At 40.3% G+C, this 23,919-nt stretch carries 29 protein-coding genes, 1 pseudogene and 1 other annotated feature; of the genes and pseudogenes, 4 read left to right on the top strand and 26 right to left on the bottom strand.

Annotation, left to right across the window (positions count from 1 at the left end):
• Window positions 1–37: 37 nt before the first annotated feature.
• The 18 genes from BAE31_RS10160 to BAE31_RS10080 all read right to left on the bottom strand — a co-directional run bounded on the left by BAE31_RS10160 (window position 38) and on the right by BAE31_RS10080 (window position 10,930).
• On the bottom strand, window positions 38–301 hold the full coding sequence (locus BAE31_RS10160; RefSeq protein WP_076840364.1) for a Gp49 family protein: 264 nt from the start codon (window positions 299–301) through the stop codon (window positions 38–40).
• Window positions 298–690 carry an HNH endonuclease gene (locus BAE31_RS10155; RefSeq protein ID WP_076840363.1) on the bottom strand — a complete coding sequence of 131 codons (393 nt, stop codon included), beginning with the start codon at window positions 688–690 and terminating at the stop codon, window positions 298–300. Before BAE31_RS10155 ends, BAE31_RS10160 begins: the two co-directional genes overlap by 4 nt.
• Before the next feature lie 307 nt (window positions 691–997).
• On the bottom strand, window positions 998–1,342 hold the full coding sequence (locus tag BAE31_RS10150) for a structural protein (protein ID WP_076840362.1): 345 nt from the start codon (window positions 1,340–1,342) through the stop codon (window positions 998–1,000).
• A 174-nt stretch (window positions 1,343–1,516) separates the two neighbouring features.
• Complete coding sequence (locus BAE31_RS10145) at window positions 1,517–1,951, bottom strand: ArpU family phage packaging/lysis transcriptional regulator (RefSeq protein ID WP_076840361.1); 435 nt, start codon at window positions 1,949–1,951, stop codon at window positions 1,517–1,519.
• 277 nt (window positions 1,952–2,228) lie between these two features.
• Window positions 2,229–2,411, bottom strand: a complete 183-nt coding sequence (locus BAE31_RS10140) for an XtrA/YqaO family protein (protein WP_083703999.1) — start codon at window positions 2,409–2,411, stop codon at window positions 2,229–2,231.
• 21 nt (window positions 2,412–2,432) lie between these two features.
• Window positions 2,433–3,359, bottom strand: coding sequence for a DNA cytosine methyltransferase (locus tag BAE31_RS10135; protein ID WP_076840359.1), 927 nt, complete (start codon window positions 3,357–3,359; stop codon window positions 2,433–2,435).
• Window positions 3,360–3,483: 124 nt separating this feature from the next.
• On the bottom strand, window positions 3,484–3,999 hold the full coding sequence (locus BAE31_RS10130; RefSeq protein WP_076840358.1) for a putative metallopeptidase: 516 nt from the start codon (window positions 3,997–3,999) through the stop codon (window positions 3,484–3,486).
• Window positions 3,980–4,171 (bottom strand): Fur-regulated basic protein FbpA, encoded by a 192-nt coding sequence (gene fbpA, locus BAE31_RS10125; RefSeq protein ID WP_076840357.1) that lies wholly within the window; start codon window positions 4,169–4,171, stop codon window positions 3,980–3,982. The genes BAE31_RS10130 and fbpA overlap by 20 nt, the downstream gene beginning before the upstream one ends.
• Window positions 4,168–4,707 (bottom strand): ERCC4 domain-containing protein, encoded by a 540-nt coding sequence (locus BAE31_RS10120; RefSeq protein WP_034319962.1) that lies wholly within the window; start codon window positions 4,705–4,707, stop codon window positions 4,168–4,170. The genes fbpA and BAE31_RS10120 overlap by 4 nt, the downstream gene beginning before the upstream one ends.
• Window positions 4,704–5,141 carry a hypothetical protein gene (locus BAE31_RS10115; protein WP_076840356.1) on the bottom strand — a complete coding sequence of 146 codons (438 nt, stop codon included), beginning with the start codon at window positions 5,139–5,141 and terminating at the stop codon, window positions 4,704–4,706. Before BAE31_RS10115 ends, BAE31_RS10120 begins: the two co-directional genes overlap by 4 nt.
• Window positions 5,142–5,348: 207 nt before the next feature.
• A complete protein-coding gene (locus BAE31_RS10110; RefSeq protein WP_076840355.1) occupies window positions 5,349–7,763 on the bottom strand; it encodes a phage/plasmid primase, P4 family in 2,415 nt (804 codons plus the stop codon).
• 60 nt (window positions 7,764–7,823) lie between these two features.
• Window positions 7,824–8,261: a DUF669 domain-containing protein gene (locus BAE31_RS10105; protein WP_076840354.1), complete on the bottom strand. Its 438-nt coding sequence runs from the start codon at window positions 8,259–8,261 to the stop codon at window positions 7,824–7,826.
• Window positions 8,262–8,282: 21 nt separating this feature from the next.
• Window positions 8,283–8,480, bottom strand: coding sequence for a hypothetical protein (locus BAE31_RS10100; protein ID WP_073206656.1), 198 nt, complete (start codon window positions 8,478–8,480; stop codon window positions 8,283–8,285).
• A complete protein-coding gene (locus BAE31_RS10095) occupies window positions 8,470–9,417 on the bottom strand; it encodes an AAA family ATPase (RefSeq protein ID WP_076840353.1) in 948 nt (315 codons plus the stop codon). The genes BAE31_RS10100 and BAE31_RS10095 overlap by 11 nt, the downstream gene beginning before the upstream one ends.
• A gap of 3 nt (window positions 9,418–9,420) precedes the next feature.
• Window positions 9,421–9,969 (bottom strand): host-nuclease inhibitor Gam family protein, encoded by a 549-nt coding sequence (locus BAE31_RS10090; RefSeq protein ID WP_076840352.1) that lies wholly within the window; start codon window positions 9,967–9,969, stop codon window positions 9,421–9,423.
• Between the two features lie 192 nt (window positions 9,970–10,161).
• On the bottom strand, window positions 10,162–10,437 hold the full coding sequence (locus BAE31_RS10085; RefSeq protein ID WP_076840351.1) for a YqaH family protein: 276 nt from the start codon (window positions 10,435–10,437) through the stop codon (window positions 10,162–10,164).
• Window positions 10,434–10,589, bottom strand: a complete 156-nt coding sequence (locus BAE31_RS19655; protein ID WP_170871289.1) for a hypothetical protein — start codon at window positions 10,587–10,589, stop codon at window positions 10,434–10,436. Before BAE31_RS19655 ends, BAE31_RS10085 begins: the two co-directional genes overlap by 4 nt.
• A 68-nt stretch (window positions 10,590–10,657) precedes the next feature.
• Complete coding sequence (locus BAE31_RS10080; protein WP_076840350.1) at window positions 10,658–10,930, bottom strand: helix-turn-helix transcriptional regulator; 273 nt, start codon at window positions 10,928–10,930, stop codon at window positions 10,658–10,660.
• Window positions 10,931–11,183: 253 nt separating this feature from the next.
• On the opposite strand from BAE31_RS10080, the gene BAE31_RS10075 reads away from it, so the two are divergent.
• From BAE31_RS10075 to BAE31_RS10065, 3 genes are read left to right on the top strand one after another with little or no spacing between them, the layout of a single operon-like run.
• Window positions 11,184–11,612, top strand: coding sequence for a helix-turn-helix domain-containing protein (locus BAE31_RS10075; protein WP_047946298.1), 429 nt, complete (start codon window positions 11,184–11,186; stop codon window positions 11,610–11,612).
• A gap of 17 nt (window positions 11,613–11,629) precedes the next feature.
• Window positions 11,630–12,067 carry an ImmA/IrrE family metallo-endopeptidase gene (locus BAE31_RS10070; protein WP_076840349.1) on the top strand — a complete coding sequence of 146 codons (438 nt, stop codon included), beginning with the start codon at window positions 11,630–11,632 and terminating at the stop codon, window positions 12,065–12,067.
• Window positions 12,068–12,114: 47 nt separating this feature from the next.
• Complete coding sequence (locus tag BAE31_RS10065; RefSeq protein ID WP_076840348.1) at window positions 12,115–13,533, top strand: recombinase family protein; 1,419 nt, start codon at window positions 12,115–12,117, stop codon at window positions 13,531–13,533.
• Window positions 13,534–13,542: 9 nt separating this feature from the next.
• Here BAE31_RS10065 and BAE31_RS10060 read toward each other — a convergent pair.
• The 6 genes and pseudogenes from BAE31_RS10060 to BAE31_RS10035 all read right to left on the bottom strand — a co-directional run.
• Window positions 13,543–13,932: pseudogene (locus tag BAE31_RS10060) on the bottom strand (UPF0758 domain-containing protein); the annotation flags it as partial.
• Between the two features lie 47 nt (window positions 13,933–13,979).
• Window positions 13,980–14,549 carry a Maf family protein gene (locus tag BAE31_RS10055; protein WP_024423165.1) on the bottom strand — a complete coding sequence of 190 codons (570 nt, stop codon included), beginning with the start codon at window positions 14,547–14,549 and terminating at the stop codon, window positions 13,980–13,982.
• A 177-nt stretch (window positions 14,550–14,726) separates the two neighbouring features.
• Window positions 14,727–15,743 (bottom strand): SPOR domain-containing protein, encoded by a 1,017-nt coding sequence (locus tag BAE31_RS10050; RefSeq protein WP_226014647.1) that lies wholly within the window; start codon window positions 15,741–15,743, stop codon window positions 14,727–14,729.
• A gap of 157 nt (window positions 15,744–15,900) precedes the next feature.
• Window positions 15,901–16,632 (bottom strand): prepilin peptidase, encoded by a 732-nt coding sequence (locus BAE31_RS10045; protein ID WP_024427839.1) that lies wholly within the window; start codon window positions 16,630–16,632, stop codon window positions 15,901–15,903.
• Between the two features lie 147 nt (window positions 16,633–16,779).
• Window positions 16,780–18,084, bottom strand: coding sequence for a bifunctional folylpolyglutamate synthase/dihydrofolate synthase (locus BAE31_RS10040; RefSeq protein ID WP_076840347.1), 1,305 nt, complete (start codon window positions 18,082–18,084; stop codon window positions 16,780–16,782).
• A 65-nt stretch (window positions 18,085–18,149) separates the two neighbouring features.
• Window positions 18,150–20,792, bottom strand: coding sequence for a valine--tRNA ligase (locus BAE31_RS10035; RefSeq protein WP_041107091.1), 2,643 nt, complete (start codon window positions 20,790–20,792; stop codon window positions 18,150–18,152).
• Between the two features lie 59 nt (window positions 20,793–20,851).
• Window positions 20,852–21,081: a binding site (T-box leader), on the bottom strand.
• Between the two features lie 168 nt (window positions 21,082–21,249).
• Between BAE31_RS10035 and BAE31_RS10030 the strand changes: the two genes are divergently transcribed.
• The gene (locus tag BAE31_RS10030) at window positions 21,250–21,438 is read left to right on the top strand and encodes a hypothetical protein (protein ID WP_003216497.1); all 189 of its coding nucleotides are present in this window, start codon (window positions 21,250–21,252) and stop codon (window positions 21,436–21,438) included.
• A 51-nt stretch (window positions 21,439–21,489) separates the two neighbouring features.
• On the opposite strand, the gene ysxE is transcribed toward BAE31_RS10030, so the two are convergent.
• Both ysxE and BAE31_RS10020 read right to left on the bottom strand, forming a co-directional pair.
• Complete coding sequence (gene ysxE, locus BAE31_RS10025) at window positions 21,490–22,521, bottom strand: spore coat protein YsxE (protein ID WP_041107093.1); 1,032 nt, start codon at window positions 22,519–22,521, stop codon at window positions 21,490–21,492.
• Window positions 22,522–22,558: 37 nt separating this feature from the next.
• Window positions 22,559–23,899, bottom strand: a complete 1,341-nt coding sequence (locus tag BAE31_RS10020; protein ID WP_076840346.1) for a LysM peptidoglycan-binding domain-containing protein — start codon at window positions 23,897–23,899, stop codon at window positions 22,559–22,561.
• Between the last annotated feature and the right edge of the window lie 20 nt (window positions 23,900–23,919).

Raw genomic sequence — 23,919 nt, 5'->3', positions numbered from 1 at the left:
AATCAAAAAAGCCCACCCCGTTCATTGTCGGGGGGACTTAATTATCTTTTTTTAACTGATATTGAAGTTTGTACCCTTCAAGCTCCCAAATTTTATCTTTTATTTTCTCAAGACAGATTTTAGCTCCAATGTTCTCATCATAGTTTTTTGGATCAACACAAGCTGAATGTTCCACAATGACGAAACCGTTTGGAAGAACACATGTAACGATTGTGCATTTATCAAAAACCGTTTTCACATCCACAGTTGATTTACTAATGATCTTCTCTACTTGTTCTTTAGTTACAATATTTTGAGTCATTCCCTTACACTCCTTTTTTTAAATGTCTCCTGGTTATGATGAAACTGACAAAGCACTTCAAGGTTGTTTAAATCATTGCGCTCTATATCGTCATGAAATACCTCTCGAAGCTCTTTATGTTTATGATGGACCACTAACCTATTGGACATGTTTACACGTCCTTCTGCGGCACACACAGCACATCTGTAATGACTCTCACGCTTCTTTGCTTCTCGAAGTAATTTCCATTCTCTGCTTTGATAGTATTTGTAGTGCGCTTCATTCTGTTTGTTGAATCTCACATCTTTGTTGTATTGCTTATCAGCATAGCCCTGGTGCTTCATACAGTAGCGTTCGGTCCAGTCTATATATTCCCGGCAGGCGGGAACGTTACAACGTTTCAAGGGCATCACTTATTACCTTCACTTGTAAAAGACTCAAGCGTCTGACAAAGATGTATGTTAAGGCTGTTTTCATTTTTGTTGTTAGTTCTTCGGTCAAATTCTTTTTTCGCCTCTGAATAATCTTCATAAAACTCTAGGTAAGGGTCGCAATAATCCGTTAAGACCACATAGCCCGATTTCATAAGTCCACACTCTCCTTTTTTATTTGATCTAAGCCGCCCCCGTTTGTTAGCCGCCATTGATTTTGTAAACAGACAGGGACGCTTTACAGCAAATAGAAAAACACCGCCATGAAAGACGGTGCTTCAATCAATTACTTAATATAAAATTCAGATGTGAAGAATGTACCGATTGTTTCAACATGATTACCATGTTTGTCGTAACGCTCTACATCAACCTTGAATCGATACGTACCTTTCTTGTTATCAAGCGATTCCTTGATACTGAACTCATCGTACCGTTTTTCACTTGGGTTGAGTTCGTTCGGTGAATTCGTTTTGATCGTAACCCATTTCCCTGCAACTTTTCGTTGAGGAATAAGGTTCGGACCAGCAATAAAGTCGTTGTGGTTTTGTACCGCAATTCGCACGACCTTATCCTCTCCAATTTTGTGATTGGCTTTTGTCGGGTTCGCCGACACTCCAAATCCTGACGCCATAATCTATCAACTCCTTTTTAAGTTTAGTGAATGAAAAAAAACGACCTCCTTCGGAAGCCGTTCTCAATCTATCGCATAATACAATATTACAACCTTTTTTCTGTCATGCTGCGCCAACATTTCGCCAAAAATACGCCAGTTTTACGCCAATAAAACGCCAAAATAAAAACACCTCTAAACAGGTGCTTTAAATACAACTTCATTGAGCGCATACGCCAAGTCTAGGAACGTCTTTCCTTTCAGGCGTGTATACGATCTTTCGCTCATGCCTATTTCATTGTATACCTGGTAATCGAAAACAGGTTCTTGCTGCATGTAACGTTTAATGATTATTTGTCTCTCATTATACGGAAGACGATTGACAGCCTTTTGAACTCTCTCAAGATATGCATTTCGCTTTTGCTCCCACTCAATACGTTTAATGGCTGTACTTTCGGTGGAAGAATGAAAAGCATTCGTCGCAGCTGGCGGCACGATACTAAATCCGGCCGTTATTTTAGGCAGCATATCATCAGGAACTTGAAGAAGATACAAACGATAATTGTCAAGTATACTTTCAACTCTTTTTCTCGTCTCTTTCTTATCTATTACAGGTGGTTCACCCAACATAAAATACCCTCCCCCTTTATTTGCTTTTTAACGCCCCGCCACGGCTTCTTTTATATGTTGGGCGGTAAACACCCATGAGTTCCTTTATCTCTTCATATGAAAGCTCCTGCGTGCGATTTTGGGTACATTTGTTCTTAGTAACGTCAGTTCTTTTTTTGAACATAGATTTACACCTCGTTTTCTTCTTTTCTGAATATAAAAAAGGGACACCAACCAAACAGCGTTTATGCTGTCATGATCAGTGCCCACCGGCTTTCCGGTAGAACGGTTTTATTTACTAGAATAACTCGCCTTCATTGAAGGTAACTCGAGTCACTTTGTTGTCATGTGTAACGATTTTTGTTTCACCATGCGGCGGTAATTGTGTATATTTCAATATGCCATCAGAAAAAACTAAAACAATAGGCTCTTTTGTGTCTAAAGTCTCTATAATTTTACTTGGAATCTCTTGTAATCTCAAGTCTTTCATTGCCTCCTTTCACTAGGTTCTATTTGATATATCAACAATCGCTTTAAAGATTGGGTAAATTTGTTGTGGTACAACGGCATTGCCTAATCCTTTAATTCTGTCCACCCGATTGGGAACCCCATGAGCCACTCTACCCACATCGGGTTCAGCTGCCCACCATTGCCCGCCGTCATTTGTTTTCTCTCGGTTTCTGTGATCACGCCTTTTGTTTGAAGGTCGATCATCGTCTGAAATGAACCTGTCCCTCCGCACATCCCCTTCGTTCTTGGCGTGGGCCACATTATAGCTTTGGTCGGTGTCGGAAAGAACTGAACATACCTTCCAAGACCTATTGATCCGTCCGTTCCGTTTTGCGTCACCTTTCTCAAGTTGCCGTCCGATGTCACTCGAAATGAATCGTTCTTCCCGATTATTCCTCCCGTTGTTCCGTCCGAAGCTGTCGGCGTAGGCAACAACGAAGGTTCGCATTCTTTCATGCGGGGCTTCGACGGCGACAGCCGGTATAAGGAACGTTTGGACTTTGTAACCTGCACCTTCCAAGTCAAGAAGCGTGCGGTCGAGTTCCATTTTTGCGAAGTTAGCAACGTTTTCACCAACAACCCAAGTGGGTCTAATTTCTTTGATGATCCTAAACATTTCCGGCCAGAGGTCGCGGTCATCTTCCGTGCCTCTTCGCTTCCCGGCAATACTGTAAGGCTGGCAAGGGAATCCTCCTGAAATAATGTCAATTGTTCCACTAGGCTCAATCACTCCTTTATCTTCTAAAAGTTGTCTATTCAAGGTGCGTACATCATCAAAGACAGGAACGTTTGGGAAATTTTGATTCAGTAGCTTTTGACAATAGGGTTCACGCTCACAGAAGGCGACAGTTTCAATACCCGCCCATTCTGCAGCAAGCGCAATTCCTCCGATTCCTGCAAACAGTTCTATACTTTTCATTGCATTAACTCCAAACCTTTAGGGTATCTTTAGTGCTTATATAAGCCTTTTATTTCACATTTATTATTGATAAAGCTGAAAACAATCCGAACACGATATAAAAGATAAGTAGACGATTTCTCATTTACTTGACCCTTGTTATACGGTTTACATCATCAATATTCATTTGGTGATCAGCCTCCCGCACAACTGCGGCGAATGATTCAATACCCGTATCCCAAAGACCATGACGCTCAATGATTTCGGAAAATTCCTCCACATCATGCTCTCTTATTCCCCAGCTGTCAGGATCATCGGCAGGCCCGTACACAGTAATCCAATTCCTCGCATCTTTCGGGTCAGGTTCTTCCGTTTTAGTACGTGTAAAATGACAAAGTTCATGATCGACCAGGGCGGCACGCTGTTTCTTGTTCATTGCCTTCCAGGCTTCCTTATTTACAAATACGAAAAGCATGTAATCGGTCATATGGCGTTCAAAGGCCGTGCATTTTTTCGCTTTCCCCGCCCATTTGCTGCTGCCTTCTCGAATATAAAAACCAATGTGTCCTATCGCATCTTTTAAATGTGGGTGGTGTTCATCAATTAAACTTTTAGCCAGCTGCCGCACCTCGTGTGATTCTTCAAAACCTACAAACGCCATTTTTATTTCCCCTTTCAATCAATTGTTTTTTGAATATTCCGTCTAATTCATCTAGTGAAAGTTCATACAACTGCCGACCATCAGGCGTTTTAAAATATCCCATTTTAAGCAGCTGCGCTTTGATTTCATCCTTTTTTCGCTCAATATAAAGGGCCTTCATTAATTCATTCACATCAAGCCCCCCTTTAGTAATTCACGGGCCATGTAATGAAAATGATGATATATATAGTTTCCGGTCGCACTTGGATTAATAAAAACCGTTGAGAAATTGTAACGAACCTCAAATGTTTTCAAGCTGCCTAGCAACGATTTAGGTTCATATTTTGAACGATATTTTCCGTTGAGTATTTTTTGATACCCTTCCAGGTCTTCCACAAGAAGAGTGAAAGGGTTTTTTGATGCACGAATCAATTCATTTTCAAACCTGGAACGATCCTTAATGGATTGAACAAGTTCATCAACTCCGTTTTTCCTTTCGATAGCAGCGTTTAAATACATATCTCTATTGATCCCGTATGCCTCATTTTTGGGAATCATTGCGGAATAGTCACCCGTCTTCATCCCTTTGAATTTGATTGATACGTTCTTTTTGCGAAGATAATCAAGAACATGTTGATTCTTCTGTTCTCTCGTATCCACAATAATGACCATGCTGCCTAAAATTTCTTTTAATTCTGTATCTGAATAGTTGTAGTGAATAATAGTCATGATTTATCTCCCTTAAAATAAGACATGGCCCTTTCGTAAATTTCTAAAGATAGCTTGTCCGTTTCCTCACTTTCAAAATTTGAAACGGAAGTGTCAAGGTCTCTCCATCCGTTCTCCCAAAATAAAACGAGCAATTTCATCACCTTCATAACTGATTCATAATCATGATTGAACCAGTCATCTATTTTTTTATTTAAGTCTTGAGCAACGCCCATGTAATAATTAATGATTTTATCTATTGTTTGTTTCACATTATGTTCTTGATCCGAGTATTCGCCTTTCAAATAACGAATAATTCGTTTCTTGTAAGACTGGACAAATTCCACAAGTTCTTGATAGACGTTTTCGGGATTCTCAATATAAAGATCGTTACCATCGAGAACCAAACGAGCGCCCAACATTTCTATATCTGCACAAATTTGTTTTGGGTGCATTTTTCCCACCTCTTTTAAAAAAGGGTTAGTTTTTGGGTTAGTGAGTTAGTTAGGGTTATATATTTTTGTATTAAAGCCCTATATATATATTTATTTTTTTATTAATTAATTTTCATGTGAGAGGAACATATAAAAAAACTAACCCTTACTAACCCTATATTGTTTTTCCAATGAAAAGTATCATTTAAAACCCTTATATACCAATGCTTAGAGCTTCTTTCTTGTCATCGGCGTTACGTTATTTTTTGTTGTTGGTTCACTAACCCCTTTACTAACCCTTTCATCAAAATTAAGATGACCTTGTAATTTTTGTAAGCCAATTCCGATGAAAAACAATTTATTTTTTGCTCCTGTTTCCTTTTTAAAACCTCTAATCTCAAGTTGACGATAAAAGGCCCTGTTTTTTAGCTCTACATCGTCGTTTTCATAACACCAGTTCTTGTATTCCTTATAAATCTCTTTCGATTCAACTTTTGAGGCTGGATGGATCACGCATCTTTCAGCAAGAAACGGCCCTAGAATGTCCATATCCTCTCGGTATCCCTCGGTTGCTTTCCTTATGACCTCCGGCTCCTTGAGCCCTTCTTTTTGCCATTTCAAACATCCCTCAACGGCCCATCTTAGAATACCTGGCATTTCGGCAGCTAGTTTCTGCGGCAGCTTCTTATCTACTTTTTCCTTTGGAATCGTAACCGTAAAAGGAACTAATCGAATACGTCTCCAAATACCCTCGTCGCTTCCCTTTACGATTGGTTTATGATTTGTCGTAAAGAACACTTTAAATTCTGGTGTAAATTCAAAATACTCCTGGCGCAAGAAACGTGCGGACATCTTTTCGCCTCCGGTGATCTGCTTCACCAATGATTCAGAAAGTTGCTGTCCTTCTTCACTCTCTACAGCCGACACAAAGCGTGCACCATCAAGGCGGGCGATGTCATTATTAATGCTGCTATCATTTTTCTTTTTAATAAATGTATCGCTGTTCGTTTGCCGCCCATAGTCTCCAAGAAGTTGTTGAACAGTATTGATAAAGGTTGATTTACCATTACGGCCGTTTCCGAATAGAAAGAACATAACTTGTTCAGACGTATCACCCGTTAATGCATAGCCAATGGCCTTTTGCATAAAATTAATAATTTCATAGTTCGGTTGCCCGTTTTCATCTATGAAAATACTTTCTAAAAATGCTTTCCAGTTTGGACAATCAGCATCTTTTTGATAAGCCACTGTTGAAATTTTTGTAAATAGCAAATCCCGATCATGTGGCAATATTTCACCTGTCTTTAAATCAATCACACCATTTTCACAATTAAAGAGATATTTATGTGAGTCGAGCTCCTCTTTTTTAACGGCAACCATCGGTCGTGTATCTAAAATCGTATTCATCCGAATATTGCGGCGCTCGCATTTTTTTGCCCAGTCGTTCAGCTGCTTTTTTTTGTACCCGTCTTCCGTTGCTTTTGCTTCACCATAAATGGCACGCAATGTTTGAGCAGCTAAAGCCTCAATTTTTCGTTTACTGTCTTCTTCCCACATCTTCCCATTCCAAATTAACCATTCAAGCTCATTGCAATACCGGATATTTTTTCCGTGATAATAGACAAGCCTTTCAGCATTCCCCAACTCGGTCAAATGAAATACGGGCGGCGTATCTATAATTTCTTCGGTGTCCTCAACTTGAGAATTATCAGGATGAGAAATATATACCTCGTAAGGCTGATCCTGCTGTTCTTCCATCAAATCGGATATTGTTTTATGAGTAGAATAAACGGCAGCTGCAATGGTCATTTCTCCATATGTAGCACCATCGGATGAGTGTTGCCGATCCCACTTCTCCCGATACAATCCCGTTTCACGGAACATCGAATCCATTTTTGAAGTGTCTTTATCGGTCCAAAATGCCAAATGATTACACAGGGCCATATCTGTGGCAGAATGATCCTCGTTTATCAAATGACCATTAAACAAATCTTGAATGCTCTTTCCGTTCTTGCTGTTGAACATCCTTTCCCATATCTCTTTATTAGAAAGATTATTCATATCACGGGATGAAGCAGCAGACGGGCTAGATGTTTTCGTTTCTTCTTTTTTGTCCTTCAAATATTTATCAAAGAGCTCCTTGAGCTTGTCCGATCGTTCCTCTATGGCTCCTATCCCAAGACTGTTACCTGTAAAGGTAAAATAGCGCCCATGTCTATATACTTCTAATCCTAGTTCGGGATTTTTTCTTCCTGTTCCCTGGCCCCGTAATGGTATCTTACCTTTAGCAATAATGTGGACACCTTCTCCACTTGGTGAAAATTCGGTATAGCTGCCTACACTATCAACAATTTCTTGTGCGAATGATGACAAAACCCCATCCTCGACACAATGGTCAATATCTATGCCTATAAACGGATCATCTTTTGAAAACATGAAGCCGATCCCGTCATAGTCTCGGTTATTATAAAATTTTATAATTGTCGGAAATGTTGACCAGGTTCTTTTATTACTGGATTGTGCCATGCTGCCGTCAATCTGATACGGCACTTTTGTTTTCTTACCGTCACGTTCTTCGGAACGCCATAATATCCATTGAGGGGCGTTTTTGAGCTCTTGCGGTATGTTCTTAAATTCGTACATGTAATAACTCCCCTTTAAAGACGAGGGAGCTATACACTCCCTCAATTGTGTTTTCTATGATCAAAAAGGTACATCGTCGTCACTGATATTCACTGGATCATTTTCCGGGGCCGACGCTTCGGATGGTTTAAACCCTTTGACTTCGGGATATTTTTTCCCGTTATGCTCTCTTTCTCCGACAACTAGACGAACTGGTTTATTTAAGAAAGCATTCGCCCATTCGATATGATCTTTGAATTTCATTCCGTTTGGAAAACCTGCGGCTTTTGATGCCTGGTGAAATCTCCACATAGCATTTTCCGTAACTGTGAAGTTATCATATAAAATTTTCTGTCCCTGACATGGCTGTTCAACATCTGAACGAATTTCATAATCTACGACAAGTCGCTTATTGCCTGACGCTGCTGTTTTTTCTTCAAAATGCATCACTGTTGCTTCATATTCTCCTGGTTTAATTGGTTCAAATGTATCGCCTTTGCTGTGATCTACTGTAAACATATTTAATTCCCCCATATTTTTTTATTTACCGTTCAGAACGGTTACAAGATTTTGAATTACTTGGTCCAATACATACGGATCGCTAGTGTCTTCATTTCGCAAATCATAAATTACGCTATCTATTCCACTATTCAACCTATCAATCTCTGAAATTAACCAGGGCACATCTGATAGGTCTGCACGTTCTCGAATCGTCTCGAGCTTTGAATCATTTTTCAACTTGATTACCTCCCAAGACTTCAAAAACGTCGTTTAATCTCTCAATAGCAGCTTTAGCAAGTTTGACATTCCATTGATCCAATTTCTGATTCGCTTTAATCTGAAATTCTTCAATCATTTGAGCTGCCTTCTCGTTACCTTCAATCAAAGTTTTAATATGAGTAATTAAGCCGATTCTTTCGGTTTCTTCCTCTGCTTTTACATCAATTCCAAGCTCAAGCCATTTGTAAAGTTTACGGCCAACATCAGGATTTAATTTTAAGGAAGAACCCTCAAACATGCGTGTATTATCCTTAGACGTTTCGGCCATATGATCAATGCTAATAGTGAAATTAAGCATAAATTCATATTCCATTTCATCTTTTTGAACTGGCTTGGTCCCAACCTTACGAGGGGCCATTTTCCCGTTGTTATCGGGCTCGACAACATACTCTGTTTTTGTTCTCATTGTTGCCAGGATATGAACATTATTTTGTGTCAAAGTTTTAATTAGCTTGGTTGTTTCCGGCGCAAGTTTGCCCCAGTTCTGAAAAGAGTTGCCGGACATGCTGCCATGCGTTTCAACGATTCCGCCTTCTCCTTGCCAGTTGTGGGAAAGTGAATCAATTACAACCACCTCGGACCCTGCGTTCTTAATTGCCTCAACGGCCATTTGATAACGTTCGGTTGTGTAAGGCGGCGTAAAATCAATATGCTTAAAGCTGCCAATGCGAATTTCATCAAATTGTAAATTAGCGTATAGTTTCGCTCGGCGATGCTCGGTATCAACAACCCCGATCTTTGACCAGATTTCCTCATCGCTTGCGTTTGGATATGCTTCCCGCATCATTCCGTAAGCTACAAGCAGCGCTCCGGCTGTTTTTCCGGAACCACTCGGACCGATAAATCCCACAATTGCTTTTTCCTTTTGACGCTGTGCGTCTGTTACTTGAAACATAGCTTATACCTCCACTTTAAAATTGATTGAAGCCGGTTCTACCTCTACACCTGGGACGGCTTGTCCGTTTTCGTCAATGACAACTTTCTTACCGTCAATTTCTTTAATAGATAAAGATTTTTTGAAGTCGCCCCATTTGATGTCTTCTTTGATTAGTTCATTCAGGCCAGCTTTTTTCACATGCTCGAGAAGTTGATCCTGATCGACTGCTTTAGGTTGTTCTTTAATTGCTCGGCTTTTAGATTTCCCGTAAGGCGTCGATAGAGTTTTTGCCTTCGGGTCTTCCTGCAGCTGCTTTGTATGATAGACACCCACCAAATTTTCAAAGAATGCTAGATTTTCCTCAATCGGTTTCAGTTCCTTGCTTTCCCATTCTTCAATACGCTGCTTTTCTGTGGCTGCCAGTGCTTTAATTTCTTTTTCTTGTGACTTGAGAGCAGCAATTTTACGAAAAGCCCAATTTAGACTGTTCATATCATTAATCTCAAATTGTGGACGGTTGCCTGGCTGTTCACTAATTTCATTAAGTTCAAAGTCTTGCAAAGGATTCATATTGCACCTTCCTTTATTTGCTTTTGTTGATACTTCCATTTAAAATGGAATTGCTTTTGTTTAATTAGTCCACATTGCCGTGTGGGCTTTTTTTATTCATCTTCTTCCTCGGTGTCATCGCCATGCTCTTGGTCATACTGTTGATACTCTTTTGGATATCCATTGCGAAGTATTTCAGTAATGACCGGATGCTCAAGATTCATATGTCGGCCTCTTTATAGTTGAGACATTTAAACCCTTACTTAAAAATTGAGTCGCAATTTCATGCAGCTGCACAACTTGTTCAGGGTGATGCATTCGTTTAAGCTCCTCGCAATTTGAAACAATTGACCCTGCAATCTCTATACATCCTTCAAAATCTTGATCGGTGATAGCATCGGTTAGTAACTCATCAACAAGAAAGTGAAGTGATTTAATAAGTCTTTCTGCCTTTTCACGATCAGTTTTTAAAAAGTGGTTCAAGTTCATGATTGAGCTCCTTCCATTTTTAAATAAACATGACACCATTTGATCATTTGTTTCTTAGAAAAATCGGCTATTTTAGTTCGTTTCTTTTTAATCATCTTTTGTTCAAATTCAGCGAAGAAGGCGGCTAATTCAATTACCTTTTCTTTTGTCATTGTTTTTTTCTCCTTTCTCTAAAGCCTCTTGTTTTAAGATTCTCGGAACCGATAACTCCATGAAAATTTCATAAAGCCTTGCTTCTACATGCGCCGGTAGCTCTATCATATCCACCCTCCTCAATCACTTGTATTTCCGTCATTTTCAATACATTTAAATCTAAATTTATAAAAATTGCTATTTTCGAAAGTGTCTTTGTACTTGGAAGGTATCTCCCGTTTTCAATGTCGGAAAGATAAGTCCTAGAAAGGCCTAGCGCTTCCGCCATTTCTGTTTGTTTTAAGTGTTGTTCTTTACGTTTACTTTGAATTAACGCTCCAAGTTTTTTCCCGTCCAGCATGTAATCACCTCCCGTTAAGGTATGATCAAATTGTATGGTATTCACGTCTTTTTGTAAAAGTCCAAATTCGTTTAAATAAAAGCAATATCGAGAAAAAAAGAGCATTTACATTGTATTTCCGTCATTTTGCTTTAAATTACTTGTATTTCCGTCATTTTAAGCATTGTATTTCCGACATTCCGGCATTATAATTAGATTCATATTAAACGTTGGTACATGAAAGCTGTGTATTGTGTGGGAGGTAACTGACTTGATGACTGTTGGAGAAAGAATAAAGATGCTTAGGAAAGAAAGAAAGTTAACCCAATTACAATTGGCTGATAAGGCTAACCTTTCCCGTTCTTACCTCGGCGATATAGAAAGAGATAGATACAACCCGAGCCTTGCAACATTAAAAACAATTGCAGACGCATTAGATATTCATGTTTCTGAAATCGTTGAAACAGACAACTTATTACATGAAGAAGCTGCTAACTACAATGAAAGTGATGAAAAAGATATTGCCAAACGTATGGAGGCTATAAAGAAAGACCTGGAAAATACCGATGGATTAAGTTTTTCGGGTGAGCCTATGAGCGAAGAAGCTATTGAGTCACTAATGGAGGCTATGGAACATATTGTTCGACAAACTCAAAGAATAAACAAAAAATATATTCCACATAAATACAGAAAAAAAGACTAACAGGGGGTCAGTCTTCTTTGATTAAGTCAGCTGTGCAATCACTAATAAAGAAATATAAAACCAACAACCCATTTGAACTCGCTGAACAATTAAATATTCATGTTTATGAGTGGGATTTACATCACGAAATAAGAGGGTTTTATAAATACGATAGAAGGAACAGATATATATTTATTAACTCAAATTTAAAACCATATGAAAAACGAGCCACATGCGGACATGAACTGGGACATGCTCAACTTCATACTCATGCTAATACACCTTTTATGAGAGAAAAAACCCTCTTATCTGTTGAAAAAATAGAAGTTGAAGCAAACACTTTTGCCGTAGAGCTTCTTCTTCCTGATACTTTGCTCAAGCAATACAAAAACACAAGTTATACTCTCACGGATGTGGCTTTAATGCACAACGTACCTAAAGAATGGTTACCATACAAAAAAACTAAAATTTTTTAACCTAAAAACCGAACATACATTCTATTTTTGATGGAGGTAATTTTCAAATGGAAGATTCAAGTAACAAAAGCGTAGGTATATACGTAAGGGTGTCAACCGATGAACAAGCTAAAGAAGGTTACTCTATTTCTGCTCAAAAAGAAAAATTAAAAGCCTATTGTGTATCACAAGGTTGGGCCAGTTTCAAATTTTATGTTGATGAAGGTAAATCCGCCAAAGATACGCATAGACCATCTTTAGAATTGTTATTACGCCATATAGAACAAGGAATTATTGATACTGTCCTAGTTTATAGGTTAGATCGTTTAACACGTTCTGTACGTGATCTATATACTTTATTAGATTACTTTGATAAGTATAATGCGGTTTTTCGCTCTGCCACAGAAGTATATGACACGGGGTCCGCAACTGGCAGACTATTTATTACTTTAGTTGCTGCAATGGCGCAATGGGAAAGAGAAAATTTAGGCGAAAGAGTGAAGATGGGCCAAAACGAAAAAGCAAGACAAGGACAGTTTAGTGCTCCTGCTCCATTCGGGTTTATTAAAAAAGGAAAATCACTGGTCAAAAATCACGAACAAGGCGAAATCTTACTTGAAATAATTGATAAGGTGAAAAAAGGATATTCAACACGGCAAATAGCCAATTATCTTGATGATTCAGGAATCCTACCAAGAAGGGGTTATCGTTGGCATCCAGGAACAATATTAACTTTATTAAAAAATCCTATTCTGTACGGTTCTTTTCGATGGGGTGATGAAATTATAGAAGACACACATGAGGGGTATATTTCAAAAGATGAATTTAATCATTTACAAGAAATTCTTAAAGAAAGATCAATTGTAAAAAAAAGAGATAGTTACTCAGTATTCATTTTTCAATCTAAAATCATTTGCGCAAGCTGTGGAAATCGTCTTGCAAGTGAAAGATCAGGTTATTTAAGAAAAAAGGACAAAAAATATGTGGAAAATATAAACTATAGATGTCAGACTTGTGCGCAAAATAGGCATCCTTCTATTATGGGAAGTGAGAAGAAATTTCAAAAAGCACTTGTGAAATATATGCAAAATGTAACACCAAAACTTGAGCCAGTAATACCCGAGGAGAAAAAACATGATTATGAAAAAGTTCATCAAAAAATCTTGAAATTAGAAAAACAAAGAAAAAAATATCAAAAAGCCTGGTCTTTAGATTTAATGACAGATGAAGAATTTGAGCAACTAATGTATGAAACAAAAAAAGCGCTTAAAAGCGCTCAAAATGAATTAGCTGAAGCCCATTCATCAGAATACCAAAATTCACAAATTGACATTGAACGTGCGAAAGAGATCGTAAAAATGTTTAACGAAAATTGGTCTGTACTAACAAACGAAGAAAAAAGAAGTATTGTTCAAGAACTAATTAAACATATTAATTTCACTAAAGAAGACGGTGAAATAATAATCACTCATATAGAATTTTATTAGTATTTATGTCAAGTTTAAGCAAACGAAATTTTCCTGTTGTAAAAACCTCATATCTTCCATCACAAAGTTTGCCCCATCCTCTGGTGTACGGATCACATAGCGGTTGTCCGTCGTTTGATGGTGTAATCTAGTGCCGAGTTCTAAAGCAGCTAATAGAGAGACCGCCTTCGCCTTTCCAACTCCTCGAATCTTCGACATTTCTTCAATTGAGGCTTCTCTTACAGAGCGAAGACCGCCAAATGTTTGCAGAAGTCTTGCGGAAATTTGGAGAACTGATTCCTTTTTTGTACCTGTCCTTAAAAGAATCGCAACAAGTTCATGGTTTGACAGACTGCCGGGACCATATTTCATAAATCGTTCTCTCGGCTTTTCATCTTGAGGAAAATGCTTTAGCAACATAGGGAAATCGTTCATGATGCCCACTCCTTTTAGATTCCTTCCTGTCATCAAAAAGGGGTGATTCCAAATGTTTCGAGCACTCTAACTGTTTTGGCAATAGGGAGACCGACAACGGAAAAATAATCACCATCTATTTTTTGAACAAACAGTGCGCCTTTTCCTTGAATGCCATAGCTTCCCGCTTTATCAAGCGGTTCTCCCGTTTCGATATAACGGTCTATTTCATTTTGCGTAAGTGTCCAAAACGTCACTTCTGTCTGTTCATAAAATGTTTCTTTTCTATTCTCTGACTGAATCGTGACACCCGTCAAGACTTGATGTGTCTTTCCTGACAATAATTGAAGCATTGAGGCCGCTTCTTCCTTGTCTTTTGGTTTCCCAAGACATTTGCCGTCAATTGCAACAATCGTATCTGCACCAATAATCACAGCTTCGGGATATAATCTTTGAATATCACTTGCTTTTTGTTCTGCCAACCATTGGACGTTCTCTGCAGGAGAAAAGTTTCGATTTATTTCTTCTTTTAATTGACTTGCTTGAATGTCATAAGAAAACCCTGCTAGATCAAGCAATTCTTTTCTTCTAGGGGATTGAGATGCGAGAATCAATTGGTTCATGTTTGTTCATCCTTTCAGGGTTTAGCCTAAGAAGTAAGATACCCATTCATCCTATCAAATGTACATCTTACCGACAATTTACGAAAATTCATTTTTCATGTTCCATCATCATTATGTTGGATGCAAAAGAAAAAAACTAGTCATTTTTTGACTAGTTTGGTTTCTTAAAATATGATTTTACGTATTTAATTGATCAAGCAGTGCCTGCTGAGATTTCCATCCGTTTTCAGCAGTAGGTTCATTTAACAGCTGCACCGCTTTCAGCAAACTGCTTTTAGCTGGTGCGTCCGTTGTTTTGGCACTTTCAAGCTCAGAGATCAGCTGCGCAACGTCCTTTTGATCCACATCATCCCCTGCAATGACCTTAGAGGATAAAACAGATGCCTTTTCTATTAAACTAGTCAGCTCCTCCGGTACTTGAAATGAGAGCTCCTTGCCTCCCCACGCCTCAAAGTGCTGATCAATCAGCTTCTTCCCAACAGCACTTGTCATGCCCTGTTCTGTCGCAAGCCCGGCAATGACATAATAGCCATCATCCATCGAGACCTTTTTCCCCGCATATCCTGCTTCTTTTAAACTGCCAACTAATTCATCTGCTCCTTTTTCAGAGGAAAACTTTCCAGCCTGTACAACATAGGTTGAAAAACTGCCAGAGGCGCTTTTTTCATCCTTATTCTCTTTTGAATCATCAGCAGTATCTGCTGGCGGCGCATCACCGCCTGCTTTCATTGATGATTGATTTCCGGATGCTGAAACGCTGATATCTCCCCCTGATGGATTCTGAGTACCATCTTGGCTTAAGCTTAGTGCAAACACACCAAGGCCTGTCCCAAGAACCACTGCAAACACAATCGTTGTCATCACTCTCTTAAACGGGCCGCGGTTTTTACCGAACTTGTTTTCAAAGGAACCTTTTTTCTTTTGATAAGGTGTGACGACCTTTGGGTCAGAATGATAGATATGATCAGCTGCATCATCCCACTGGAAATCTTCTTCTTTCGGTTTAGCCGGTTCTTCCTCAGATGCAGCTGTCTCCTGTTCTGCCTGCCTTTTTTCCTCCCAATTCGAAAACGTCACTTGATCATCCTCTTGCTGTTTTGGCGGCTGGTGGTCATCTTCATGAAGCATTTCTTCTTTGCCATTAATATTGACTTTTAACCCTTGTTTTTTTGCCTGCCTTTTTTTCACTGTCATTCCCCGCTTTCTGACATTGTTTGTAAGAAAGACCTTTTTGTCCAATGAATCAGCGCGAATGTAACCCGTCCTTCTTTCTGTTTCACACTTTAACATAGCGGATAAAAAAAAGAACAAGACTTTTGTCGGCAGGGAAAAAAAGTGTTCGCCAATTTTTTCAACCGATCGACCCGGCGAACGGGAGCATGACATGAGCTCCATAGAGATACAGCCAAAAAGAAAAAGAGATCGCAGGAACAAAGGGAAATGGCTCATCTAATCGAAAAGAAAAAACCTTCGCATAGACGATTCCAGTGATACACGAGAGGAAAAGAATGAGAAGGAATGGCTTTAAGCCAAAGCAAAATGCAAGCACACCGAACAGCTTCATATCAGCTCCACCCATGCTATTTGGCTTGAAACGATCTAAACTATAAAACAAGAGAAAGCAAAAAAGAAGCGAAGCCGCTCCTTCCCACCAAATAAGAAGAGGTTCAAGCGTGCGGTATATGACGAAAAGAGGAAAAAAGAAGAGAAACAGCTCGTTTGGCACCCTCATATAAAGGAGATCGCTCACGACAGCAATCACAAATAAACTACAAAGAATCACAAGAAAAAGACCTTCAAACGAAATACCAGCGATTCTATATATGAGCAAAAAAAGACTACCTGACAGCAGCTCAACCAGTGGATATAGCAAAGACAGCCGTGTGCCGCAATGTTTACAAGTCCCCCTCAATAATGCATACGAAATTAGCGGGATCATCTCACGCAAGGAAAGCGGCTGTTTACAGGCTGTGCAGTGAGAACGAGGAAAAAGAATAGACCGCTTCAGTGACAGCCTCTCACCAACTAGATGAAAGAACGACCCCATGGTGATGCCTGCAAGAAACACAAAAATGCCAATCATATATCGTGGCTCCTTCCGAGAATAAGATAGACCGGATTTTACCATGACTCTATTCATTGAGCATATAGCAAAAATATGATTTTACTTTCCTTCTGCACATGAAAAGAAAAAAACGCAAAAGGCATTGAAGCCATTTGCGTTTTTTTGTTACCCGATCATACGATTTCTTATATCTGAAATAAAATAAAGAGAGCCTGTCACAAGAATCACCGCTGAAGGATCATCACTTTTTTTCTGAATGAACTCAAGCACTGTACGAGGGTCATCATCATACGACTTTGCGTCTAACTGACTGCATACATAAAGCTTCTCAGCTGATTCGGCTCTTGGAAAATCAAACGAAACAAAATGGATAGAAGAACTGACAGCTTCAAGCTTTTGAATCATTTGCTTGTACGGCTTATCTTTTAAAGCACTAAAACATATATGCACCTGTTTACTAGAAAAATGAGCTTGTACGGTTTCAATTAAACGGTCGATCCCTTCTTCATTATGTGCGCCGTCTAAGTACACTGGAGGATGATCTTTGACCTTTTCAAACCTCCCAGCCCAAACTGCCTGCCGAATGCCTTCATATATTTGCTCTTCTGTCACGCTAATATAGCCTTCTTGCTCCAGCCATTCAATGAGCAAAACAGCAAGAGAAGCATTTTGCCTTTGATGCGTTCCAATTAATCCTGTTTCAAGCTGAGGATACTGCCTTTTTGATGTGCGTAACGTGAAACGTTCACCTGTTTCTGTCGGCTGCTGCTCATCAAAGCTACAAGTATCATGTAATGAAATACATTCAGCATTCTTTTCTTTGGCTGTGTTTTGAATGACAGCAAGAGCTTCAGGCTGGTGGACTGCCGTAATCATTGGAATACCCGTTTTGATAATACCCGCTTTTTCAGCTGCAATCTGTTCAAGTGTGTCACCTAAAATGGCCATATGATCATGACCAATCGACGTAATCGCTGTTAAGATAGGCACAGCAATATTTGTAGAATCAAGCCTTCCGCCAAGCCCTGTTTCCAAGAGAACAAAGTCTACTTGGTGCACATGAGCAAAATAAGCAAATGCACATGCTGTAATGATTTCAAATTCTGTTGCTGCGCCAAGCTCTGTTTGATCTAGTTCATCAACAAGAGGCTTGATTTCATTCACCAAACTCAGCCATTCTTCATCCTCTATAGGCGCTCCGTTCACGCTGATTCTTTCATTGAATGTTAGTATAAACGGAGAGGTGAAGGTTCCGACTGAATAGCCGGCTTCTTGTAAAACAGAACGTGTAAACGCAATGGTTGATCCCTTGCCATTTGTACCTGCAACATGTACTGCTTTTATGCTTTGTTCCGGATTTCCTAGTCTGTTCATCAGCCATTTCATTCGTTCAAGACCCGGTTTTACGCCAAAGGCCAGTCTGCTGTGAATCCACTCAATCGCTTCATGATAGGTTGTAAACAATGTCATCTCTCATTTCATACGAAATTTTCAAAAAAGACGACTCCATTTCATTAGGAGCCGTCTTTTCACTCTTATGCTTTCAGCTCTTCAATACGCTTTTGAACAGCTTCGCGTTTTGCGACATAATCACGTTCTTTCGCACGCTCTTCTTCTACGACACTTTCAGGCGCTTTTTTCATAAAGCCTTCATTGCCAAGCTTTTTCTGAACTCGTTCCACTTCTTTTGTCAGCTTATCAAGCTCTTTTTGCAGACGAGCAATTTCTTCATCTAAGTTGATTAAGCCTTCGAGCGGCAGAATGAGTTCTGCTCCAGAAATAACTGCCGTCATCGCTTTATCACTAGCTGGGACATCTGTGCCAATTTCAAGAACACTTGGGTTCGTGAAGCGCTCAATATATGAACGATTTTTCTCTAAACGTTCCTGAACATCAGACGTAGATGCTTTAATGTAAAGCTCAACTTGTTTGCTCATTGGCGTGTTCACTTCACTGCGAATGTTACGAACAGAACGAATGAGTTCAACAAGCAGCTTCATATCAGCAGAAGCTTGTTCGTTGGAAAGCTCCGGCTTCACTTCAGGCCATGCCGCTACAGTAATGGACTCGCCTTCATGCGGTAGATGCTGCCAGATTTCTTCTGTTAAGAACGGCATAAACGGATGTAAAAGTCTCATTGTTTGATCTAATACGTACGCAAGGATCGAACGAGTCGTTTTCTTCGCTGCTTCATCTTCTCCATAAAGCGGAAGCTTCGCCATCTCAATGTACCAATCACAGAAATCATCCCAAATGAAGTTGTATAAATGTCTGCCCACTTCACCGAATTCATACTTGTCAGCAAGCTGTGTGACACTTTCAATTGTTTCATTTAAGCGTGTTAAAATCCATTGATCAGCAACTGATTTTTCCCCTGATAAATCAAGCTCATCATACGTTAAACCATCCATATTCATTAAAGCAAAACGGGATGCGTTCCAAATTTTGTTCGCAAAGTTCCATGTGGATTCAACCTTTTCAAAGCTAAAACGAAGATCCTGACCTGGTGAGCTTCCAGTTGCTAAGAAATATCTTAATGAATCCGCACCGTATTTGTCGATGACCTCCATTGGATCAATTCCGTTGCCGAGCGACTTACTCATTTTACGTCCTTGTTCGTCGCGGATGAGCCCATGAATGAGGACATCTTTAAACGGTTTTTCTCCTGTGAATTCAAGACCTTGGAAGATCATACGGGATACCCAGAAGAAAATGATGTCATAGCCTGTTACAAGCAGGTTGGTTGGGTAGTAGCGCTTGAAGTCTTCACTGTCTGCATCCGGCCAGCCCATTGTAGAAAACGGCCACAGCGCTGAACTAAACCATGTATCAAGCACATCGTTATCCTGTTCCCAGTTCTCAATATCTTCTGGTGCTTCAAGTCCAACGTATACTTCTTTCGTTTCTTTATGATACCAAGCCGGAATGCGGTGTCCCCACCATAGCTGACGAGAAATACACCAGTCACGGATATTTTCCATCCAATGTAAATATGTCTTTTCAAATCGGTCTGGAACAAATTGAACTTGGTCGTCCCCTTTTTGCAGATGAATGGCTTCGTCTGCCAGCGGCTGCATTTTCACAAACCATTGTGTCGATAAATACGGTTCCACGACAGCTCCACTTCGCTCACTATGACCAACTGAATGCATGTGGTCTTCAATTTTGAACAAAATGCCTTCCTCTTGTAAATCCTTCACAAGCTGTTTGCGGCATTCGAAGCGGTCCATCCCTTTATATTGCAGGGCATTCGCATTCATTGTGCCATCTTCATTCATGACAAGAATACGCTCTAGCCCGTGGCGGTTTCCAAGCTCAAAGTCATTCGGGTCATGAGCAGGTGTAATTTTCACAGCACCTGAGCCAAACTCCATATCGACATAGTCATCACCGACGATTGGGATTTCGCGGCCTGTAATTGGTAAAACCACTGTTTTTCCAATCAAATGCTGATAGCGTTTGTCATCAGGGTGTACGGCTACGGCTGTATCCCCCAGCATAGTTTCAGGTCTTGTTGTCGCAATTTCAATTGAACCTGTTCCATCTGAAAGCGGATATCTCAAGTGATAAAACGCACCTTGAACATCTTTATAAATGACTTCAATATCAGAAAGTGCCGTTTTCGTCGCTGGATCCCAGTTAATGATGTACTCTCCGCGATAGATAAGTCCTTTTTCATACAATTGAACAAACACTTGGCGAACGGCTTTATTCAGACCTTCATCTAAAGTAAAACGTTCACGAGAGTAATCGAGACCAAGGCCCATTTTCGCCCACTGGCTGCGAATAAAGTCCGCATATTCTTCTTTCCATTTCCACGTTTCTTCCACAAATTTCTCCCGGCCAAGGTCATACCGGCTTACGCCTTCTTCGCGAAGCTTTGCCTCAACCTTTGCTTGGGTCGCAATACCGGCATGATCCATTCCTGGAAGCCATAGAACGTCATAGCCCTGCATCCGCTTCATACGTGTCACGATGTCTTGAAGTGTAGAATCCCACGCATGCCCAAGGTGCAGTTTTCCTGTCACGTTTGGTGGAGGAATGACGACTGTATATGGATCTTTCGTTTTGTCATTTTGTGCTTCAAAGAATTTCCCTTCAAGCCAGTACGTATAGCGGTCTTTTTCAATCGCATTTGGATCGTACTTTGTTGGCATTTCTTGATTATTTGTTCCCATTTGTGTAACCTCCACATTTTTTCGGCTGATGAAACATAAAAAAAGCCTTTCCATCCTTATAAAAGGACGAAAAAGCTTTTTCGCGGTACCACCTTTTTTCACGAGACACATCCACGTGTCCCATACACTCTAAAGGATAACGGGGTTCTCCCGAATTTCTCTACTTGTTCATTCAAGAAATTAAGCTCACAGGCGACCTTCCAAACAAGTACATCCTAGGAAACCTTTCAGCTCTTGGCTTCCCTCTCTTTAGGGTCTTGCTCGTACTCTTCCTGATCCACGCTTACGATATATCACGTTCATCAGCACATACTCATCTTTTATTAATATTACTAAATGCCTTTTGTTTTCGTCAATCATCTTTTCCGCTTTTCTTCTTCTTTATACAAATTGGGCAGGCACCCTTCGCCCTTTTGCCCATATGATAATAACAAAATGAAGAAGGAGGGCGTTTGATTTGAAGAAGATCAATCCTTACACACTCCCCCCCTGGCTGAGACAAATTCGGGCAGTTGCCTCCCAAGTCGTTCTCCCGATTGCTATATTTCAAGGGTTTCGTACGATCATTTTCCCTACGACATTTGACGTCCTCATTCTAGGTATCCTTATTTTTCTCGCCTGTGCCTTTCACCTTGATTGGTTTTAAAAACTCATCATTATGTACCTGCCCATATAAAGCCAACGCAGCATAACCTCGTCATTCCGCCGATGACGAGGCACTTTGTTCTTCTTCAAGCCGTCTAGCCTGCTCAATTTCGTGAATTTTCATGACGGTCGGCTCTGAATTTTTCATCTGCCAATACGCTCTTAACAGCTGCTGGCAGCTTTCCATTTCATCCTGCCCGCCTGCTTCATAGGCTTTTACTGTATCAAACAGCCCTTGCGGATAAGCGAGGTAGCTTAGGAACAAATGCAGTTCTTCCTCCCGAAGAGGGTTTCCTTTTTGATACGTATAAAACAAAGAAGTGCATTCAGGACAAGACGTAGGATAGGTTTTGAAAGTCCGAAAGTAAAAGGTCAGAAGATCATAAATGGGGGCGGCTTTTTTGGACCGCTCGAAATTGGTGAAATGTCCTGTCCCTACATCATTATACAAAAAGTGATGGATCGATAGCTGCCCATGATTTAGCACAACACGCGTTGTCTCTTTGTCTTTCATTTCTTCATGCCAATCTTCTAAACGTTCAAGCGCAAATTCGCTGGCAGACATCGCCTCTGAAAAATACATAGCAGCGGCCAGCTCAAATGGCGACATATACCACGTTTGTTCTGCCCGCTCTATGAATCGTTCATACATGTCTTTCTCTGTTTCCCATTTGGTCTTGATTTGTGTGTAATGTGCTTCTATCTCTTGCTCTGTGATATCCATCATGACTTCAGTTCGCTTATGAAGTCTTGCAATCTCTTGAAATAAATATTCGTGCTTATCGTCCTGCTCTTCTCTTTTTTCATTCGTCAGCCACGGCATCAGATAGTATGCATACTGGCTTTCTCGATGACTTGAGAAAAAGGAACCGCTCGTCGTCCGATAAATCGGCACAAATGAGCGATAGCCCTTTGATTCCAGTTCAAGCATTTGTTCTGTAAATTGCATATGCCGGCTGGCTTTTACTCGTTTCAGGGCAAATACACCCTGCTTTGTATATACCTTAATGACAGCAGGACTGACAGGTTCAATATATTCAGCCTCAAGTCCGTATTCGTATAAGACAGATTGGATTTCATCCACGTTCACTCACCACATTTTCTCGGTCAGTCATCGCTTGCTATGCATTGCTTTTTTGATATTCAGGAATATAAAGAATCTGCCCTTCCTCAAGCTCCGCATCAATCGATAATGAGTTTGTGCGAAGAAGCTGCTGCACATTCAACTGATATCTCTCACAAATACGATCGACCGTATCTTCTTGCTGAACTATACATATTTTCATGCGGGAAAAATCTTCCTCCTCCTGCTTAGCGAACAGCTTTGTTAAATAAAGAGAGTTCTCACTGCCAGACGTTTCTCTCACGTCTTCTTCAAGCTCCTCTTCTTCTTGAGCTGACTCATATATTTTAGGTGCTTCCCGTTCATATAACCGCCCGAGCTGATATTCATCATCGTGCGCCTCATGCTCAGGCTCCACTTGATCAGCAGGTGATTCAAAAGCCGGATACGACTGTACCGTTTCTTCCTGCTCTTCAGCAGCTTCCGGATCCTTTCTTACTTCCACTTCAAAGAACGGCTCTTCCCGCTCCTCTTCTTCTAATAGCTTCGGCGGTTCAAAAAATGGCGGTTCCTGCACCTGAGCTTCAGGGATGGATCGATAACCAAGCGCCACAGCTTCTTCTTGATTATTCGGCTGTTCCGGCTGTTCTGGCTCTTCAGGTTCTTCAGGTTCTTCAGGTTCTTCTAATTCTTCAGGTTCTTCGGACGCTTCTTCTACTTCCCTGTTCACCAGTTCTATCTCAATTTCTTCTTCCTCTTCTTCTTGTACTTCCTGCACTTCCTGTTCCTCTTGCTCCGCGCGCGTGTCATGTTGGAATACAGGCTGATTCTCATCATGCTCACGTTCTTCGCCTTGCAGCTCTTCTTGTTCTTCTTGTTCCGGCTGCAATTGATAATCGTAGGCCATATCGCCATAATCCACTTCAGGACGATGGACAAATTCATACGGCTCCTCTATAGGCGCTTGAGGCGTTTCCTCGTCTAACAAGCCCTCAATGGCTAAATCAGCCTGAATGGTGAGCAAACGATTCTCTGTCAGCTGGTAATCAAACGCATCAATAAACACAAACACATCATTTAAATGACTAATTTTGTTCTTCGGAATGGTGATATCGACTGGAAATTGATGCAGAAGCTCCGCCGTTCCGTCTTCTCTGACCTTTACCTCATCTGCTTCCCTGTATGTTGGAAAGGAACTCAATTCACCCAATAGCTCCTCTTGATTTATGTTGTATTCTCCTGTTAGCTCGAGTGAACCTCTAATAGAAACATAATCATTCACTTCTTGAACGAGAATGTCAGGGTCGAGAGAAATTGACAGCAGCTCACTGACTTCCTGTCCGCTTTTGAAATAAATGGATTCTTCTACCGAAAACTGTAATCGATTGTTTTGAGACAAGTCGGTGTCCTCCTTTCATC

The organism is Bacillus sp. I-2, assembly GCF_001974945.1.
Lineage (GTDB): Bacteria > Bacillota > Bacilli > Bacillales > Bacillaceae > Bacillus > Bacillus safensis.
The sequence above is the reverse complement of the archived record's forward strand: the minus strand, read 5'-3'. Positions and strand labels throughout refer to the sequence as shown.

Coding starts and splice junctions, on each gene's coding strand:
- BAE31_RS10115 (WP_076840356.1), bottom strand. CDS start 5,141: ATGCACCCAAAACAAATTTGTGCAGATATAGAAATGTTGGGCGCTCGT.
- BAE31_RS10055 (WP_024423165.1), bottom strand. CDS start 14,549: ATGAACCAATTGATTCTCGCATCTCAATCCCCTAGAAGAAAAGAATTG.
- BAE31_RS10095 (WP_076840353.1), bottom strand. CDS start 9,417: ATGTTTCAAGTAACAGACGCACAGCGTCAAAAGGAAAAAGCAATTGTG.
- BAE31_RS10105 (WP_076840354.1), bottom strand. CDS start 8,261: ATGTTTACAGTAGATCACAGCAAAGGCGATACATTTGAACCAATTAAA.
- BAE31_RS10135 (WP_076840359.1), bottom strand. CDS start 3,359: ATGAAAAGTATAGAACTGTTTGCAGGAATCGGAGGAATTGCGCTTGCT.
- BAE31_RS10085 (WP_076840351.1), bottom strand. CDS start 10,437: ATGAACTTGAACCACTTTTTAAAAACTGATCGTGAAAAGGCAGAAAGA.
- BAE31_RS10090 (WP_076840352.1), bottom strand. CDS start 9,969: ATGAATCCTTTGCAAGACTTTGAACTTAATGAAATTAGTGAACAGCCA.
- BAE31_RS10050 (WP_226014647.1), bottom strand. CDS start 15,743: ATGACAGTGAAAAAAAGGCAGGCAAAAAAACAAGGGTTAAAAGTCAAT.
- BAE31_RS10035 (WP_041107091.1), bottom strand. CDS start 20,792: ATGGGAACAAATAATCAAGAAATGCCAACAAAGTACGATCCAAATGCG.
- BAE31_RS10045 (WP_024427839.1), bottom strand. CDS start 16,632: ATGATTGGCATTTTTGTGTTTCTTGCAGGCATCACCATGGGGTCGTTC.
- BAE31_RS19655 (WP_170871289.1), bottom strand. CDS start 10,589: ATGACAAAAGAAAAGGTAATTGAATTAGCCGCCTTCTTCGCTGAATTT.
- BAE31_RS10120 (WP_034319962.1), bottom strand. CDS start 4,707: ATGACTATTATTCACTACAACTATTCAGATACAGAATTAAAAGAAATT.
- BAE31_RS10110 (WP_076840355.1), bottom strand. CDS start 7,763: ATGTACGAATTTAAGAACATACCGCAAGAGCTCAAAAACGCCCCTCAA.
- BAE31_RS10130 (WP_076840358.1), bottom strand. CDS start 3,999: ATGGCGTTTGTAGGTTTTGAAGAATCACACGAGGTGCGGCAGCTGGCT.
- BAE31_RS10150 (WP_076840362.1), bottom strand. CDS start 1,342: ATGGCGTCAGGATTTGGAGTGTCGGCGAACCCGACAAAAGCCAATCAC.
- BAE31_RS10065 (WP_076840348.1), top strand. CDS start 12,115: ATGGAAGATTCAAGTAACAAAAGCGTAGGTATATACGTAAGGGTGTCA.
- BAE31_RS10155 (WP_076840363.1), bottom strand. CDS start 690: ATGCCCTTGAAACGTTGTAACGTTCCCGCCTGCCGGGAATATATAGAC.
- BAE31_RS10075 (WP_047946298.1), top strand. CDS start 11,184: ATGACTGTTGGAGAAAGAATAAAGATGCTTAGGAAAGAAAGAAAGTTA.
- BAE31_RS10145 (WP_076840361.1), bottom strand. CDS start 1,951: ATGTTGGGTGAACCACCTGTAATAGATAAGAAAGAGACGAGAAAAAGA.
- BAE31_RS10040 (WP_076840347.1), bottom strand. CDS start 18,084: ATGACATTGTTTACAACCTATCATGAAGCGATTGAGTGGATTCACAGC.
- BAE31_RS10160 (WP_076840364.1), bottom strand. CDS start 301: ATGACTCAAAATATTGTAACTAAAGAACAAGTAGAGAAGATCATTAGT.
- BAE31_RS10080 (WP_076840350.1), bottom strand. CDS start 10,930: ATGCTGGACGGGAAAAAACTTGGAGCGTTAATTCAAAGTAAACGTAAA.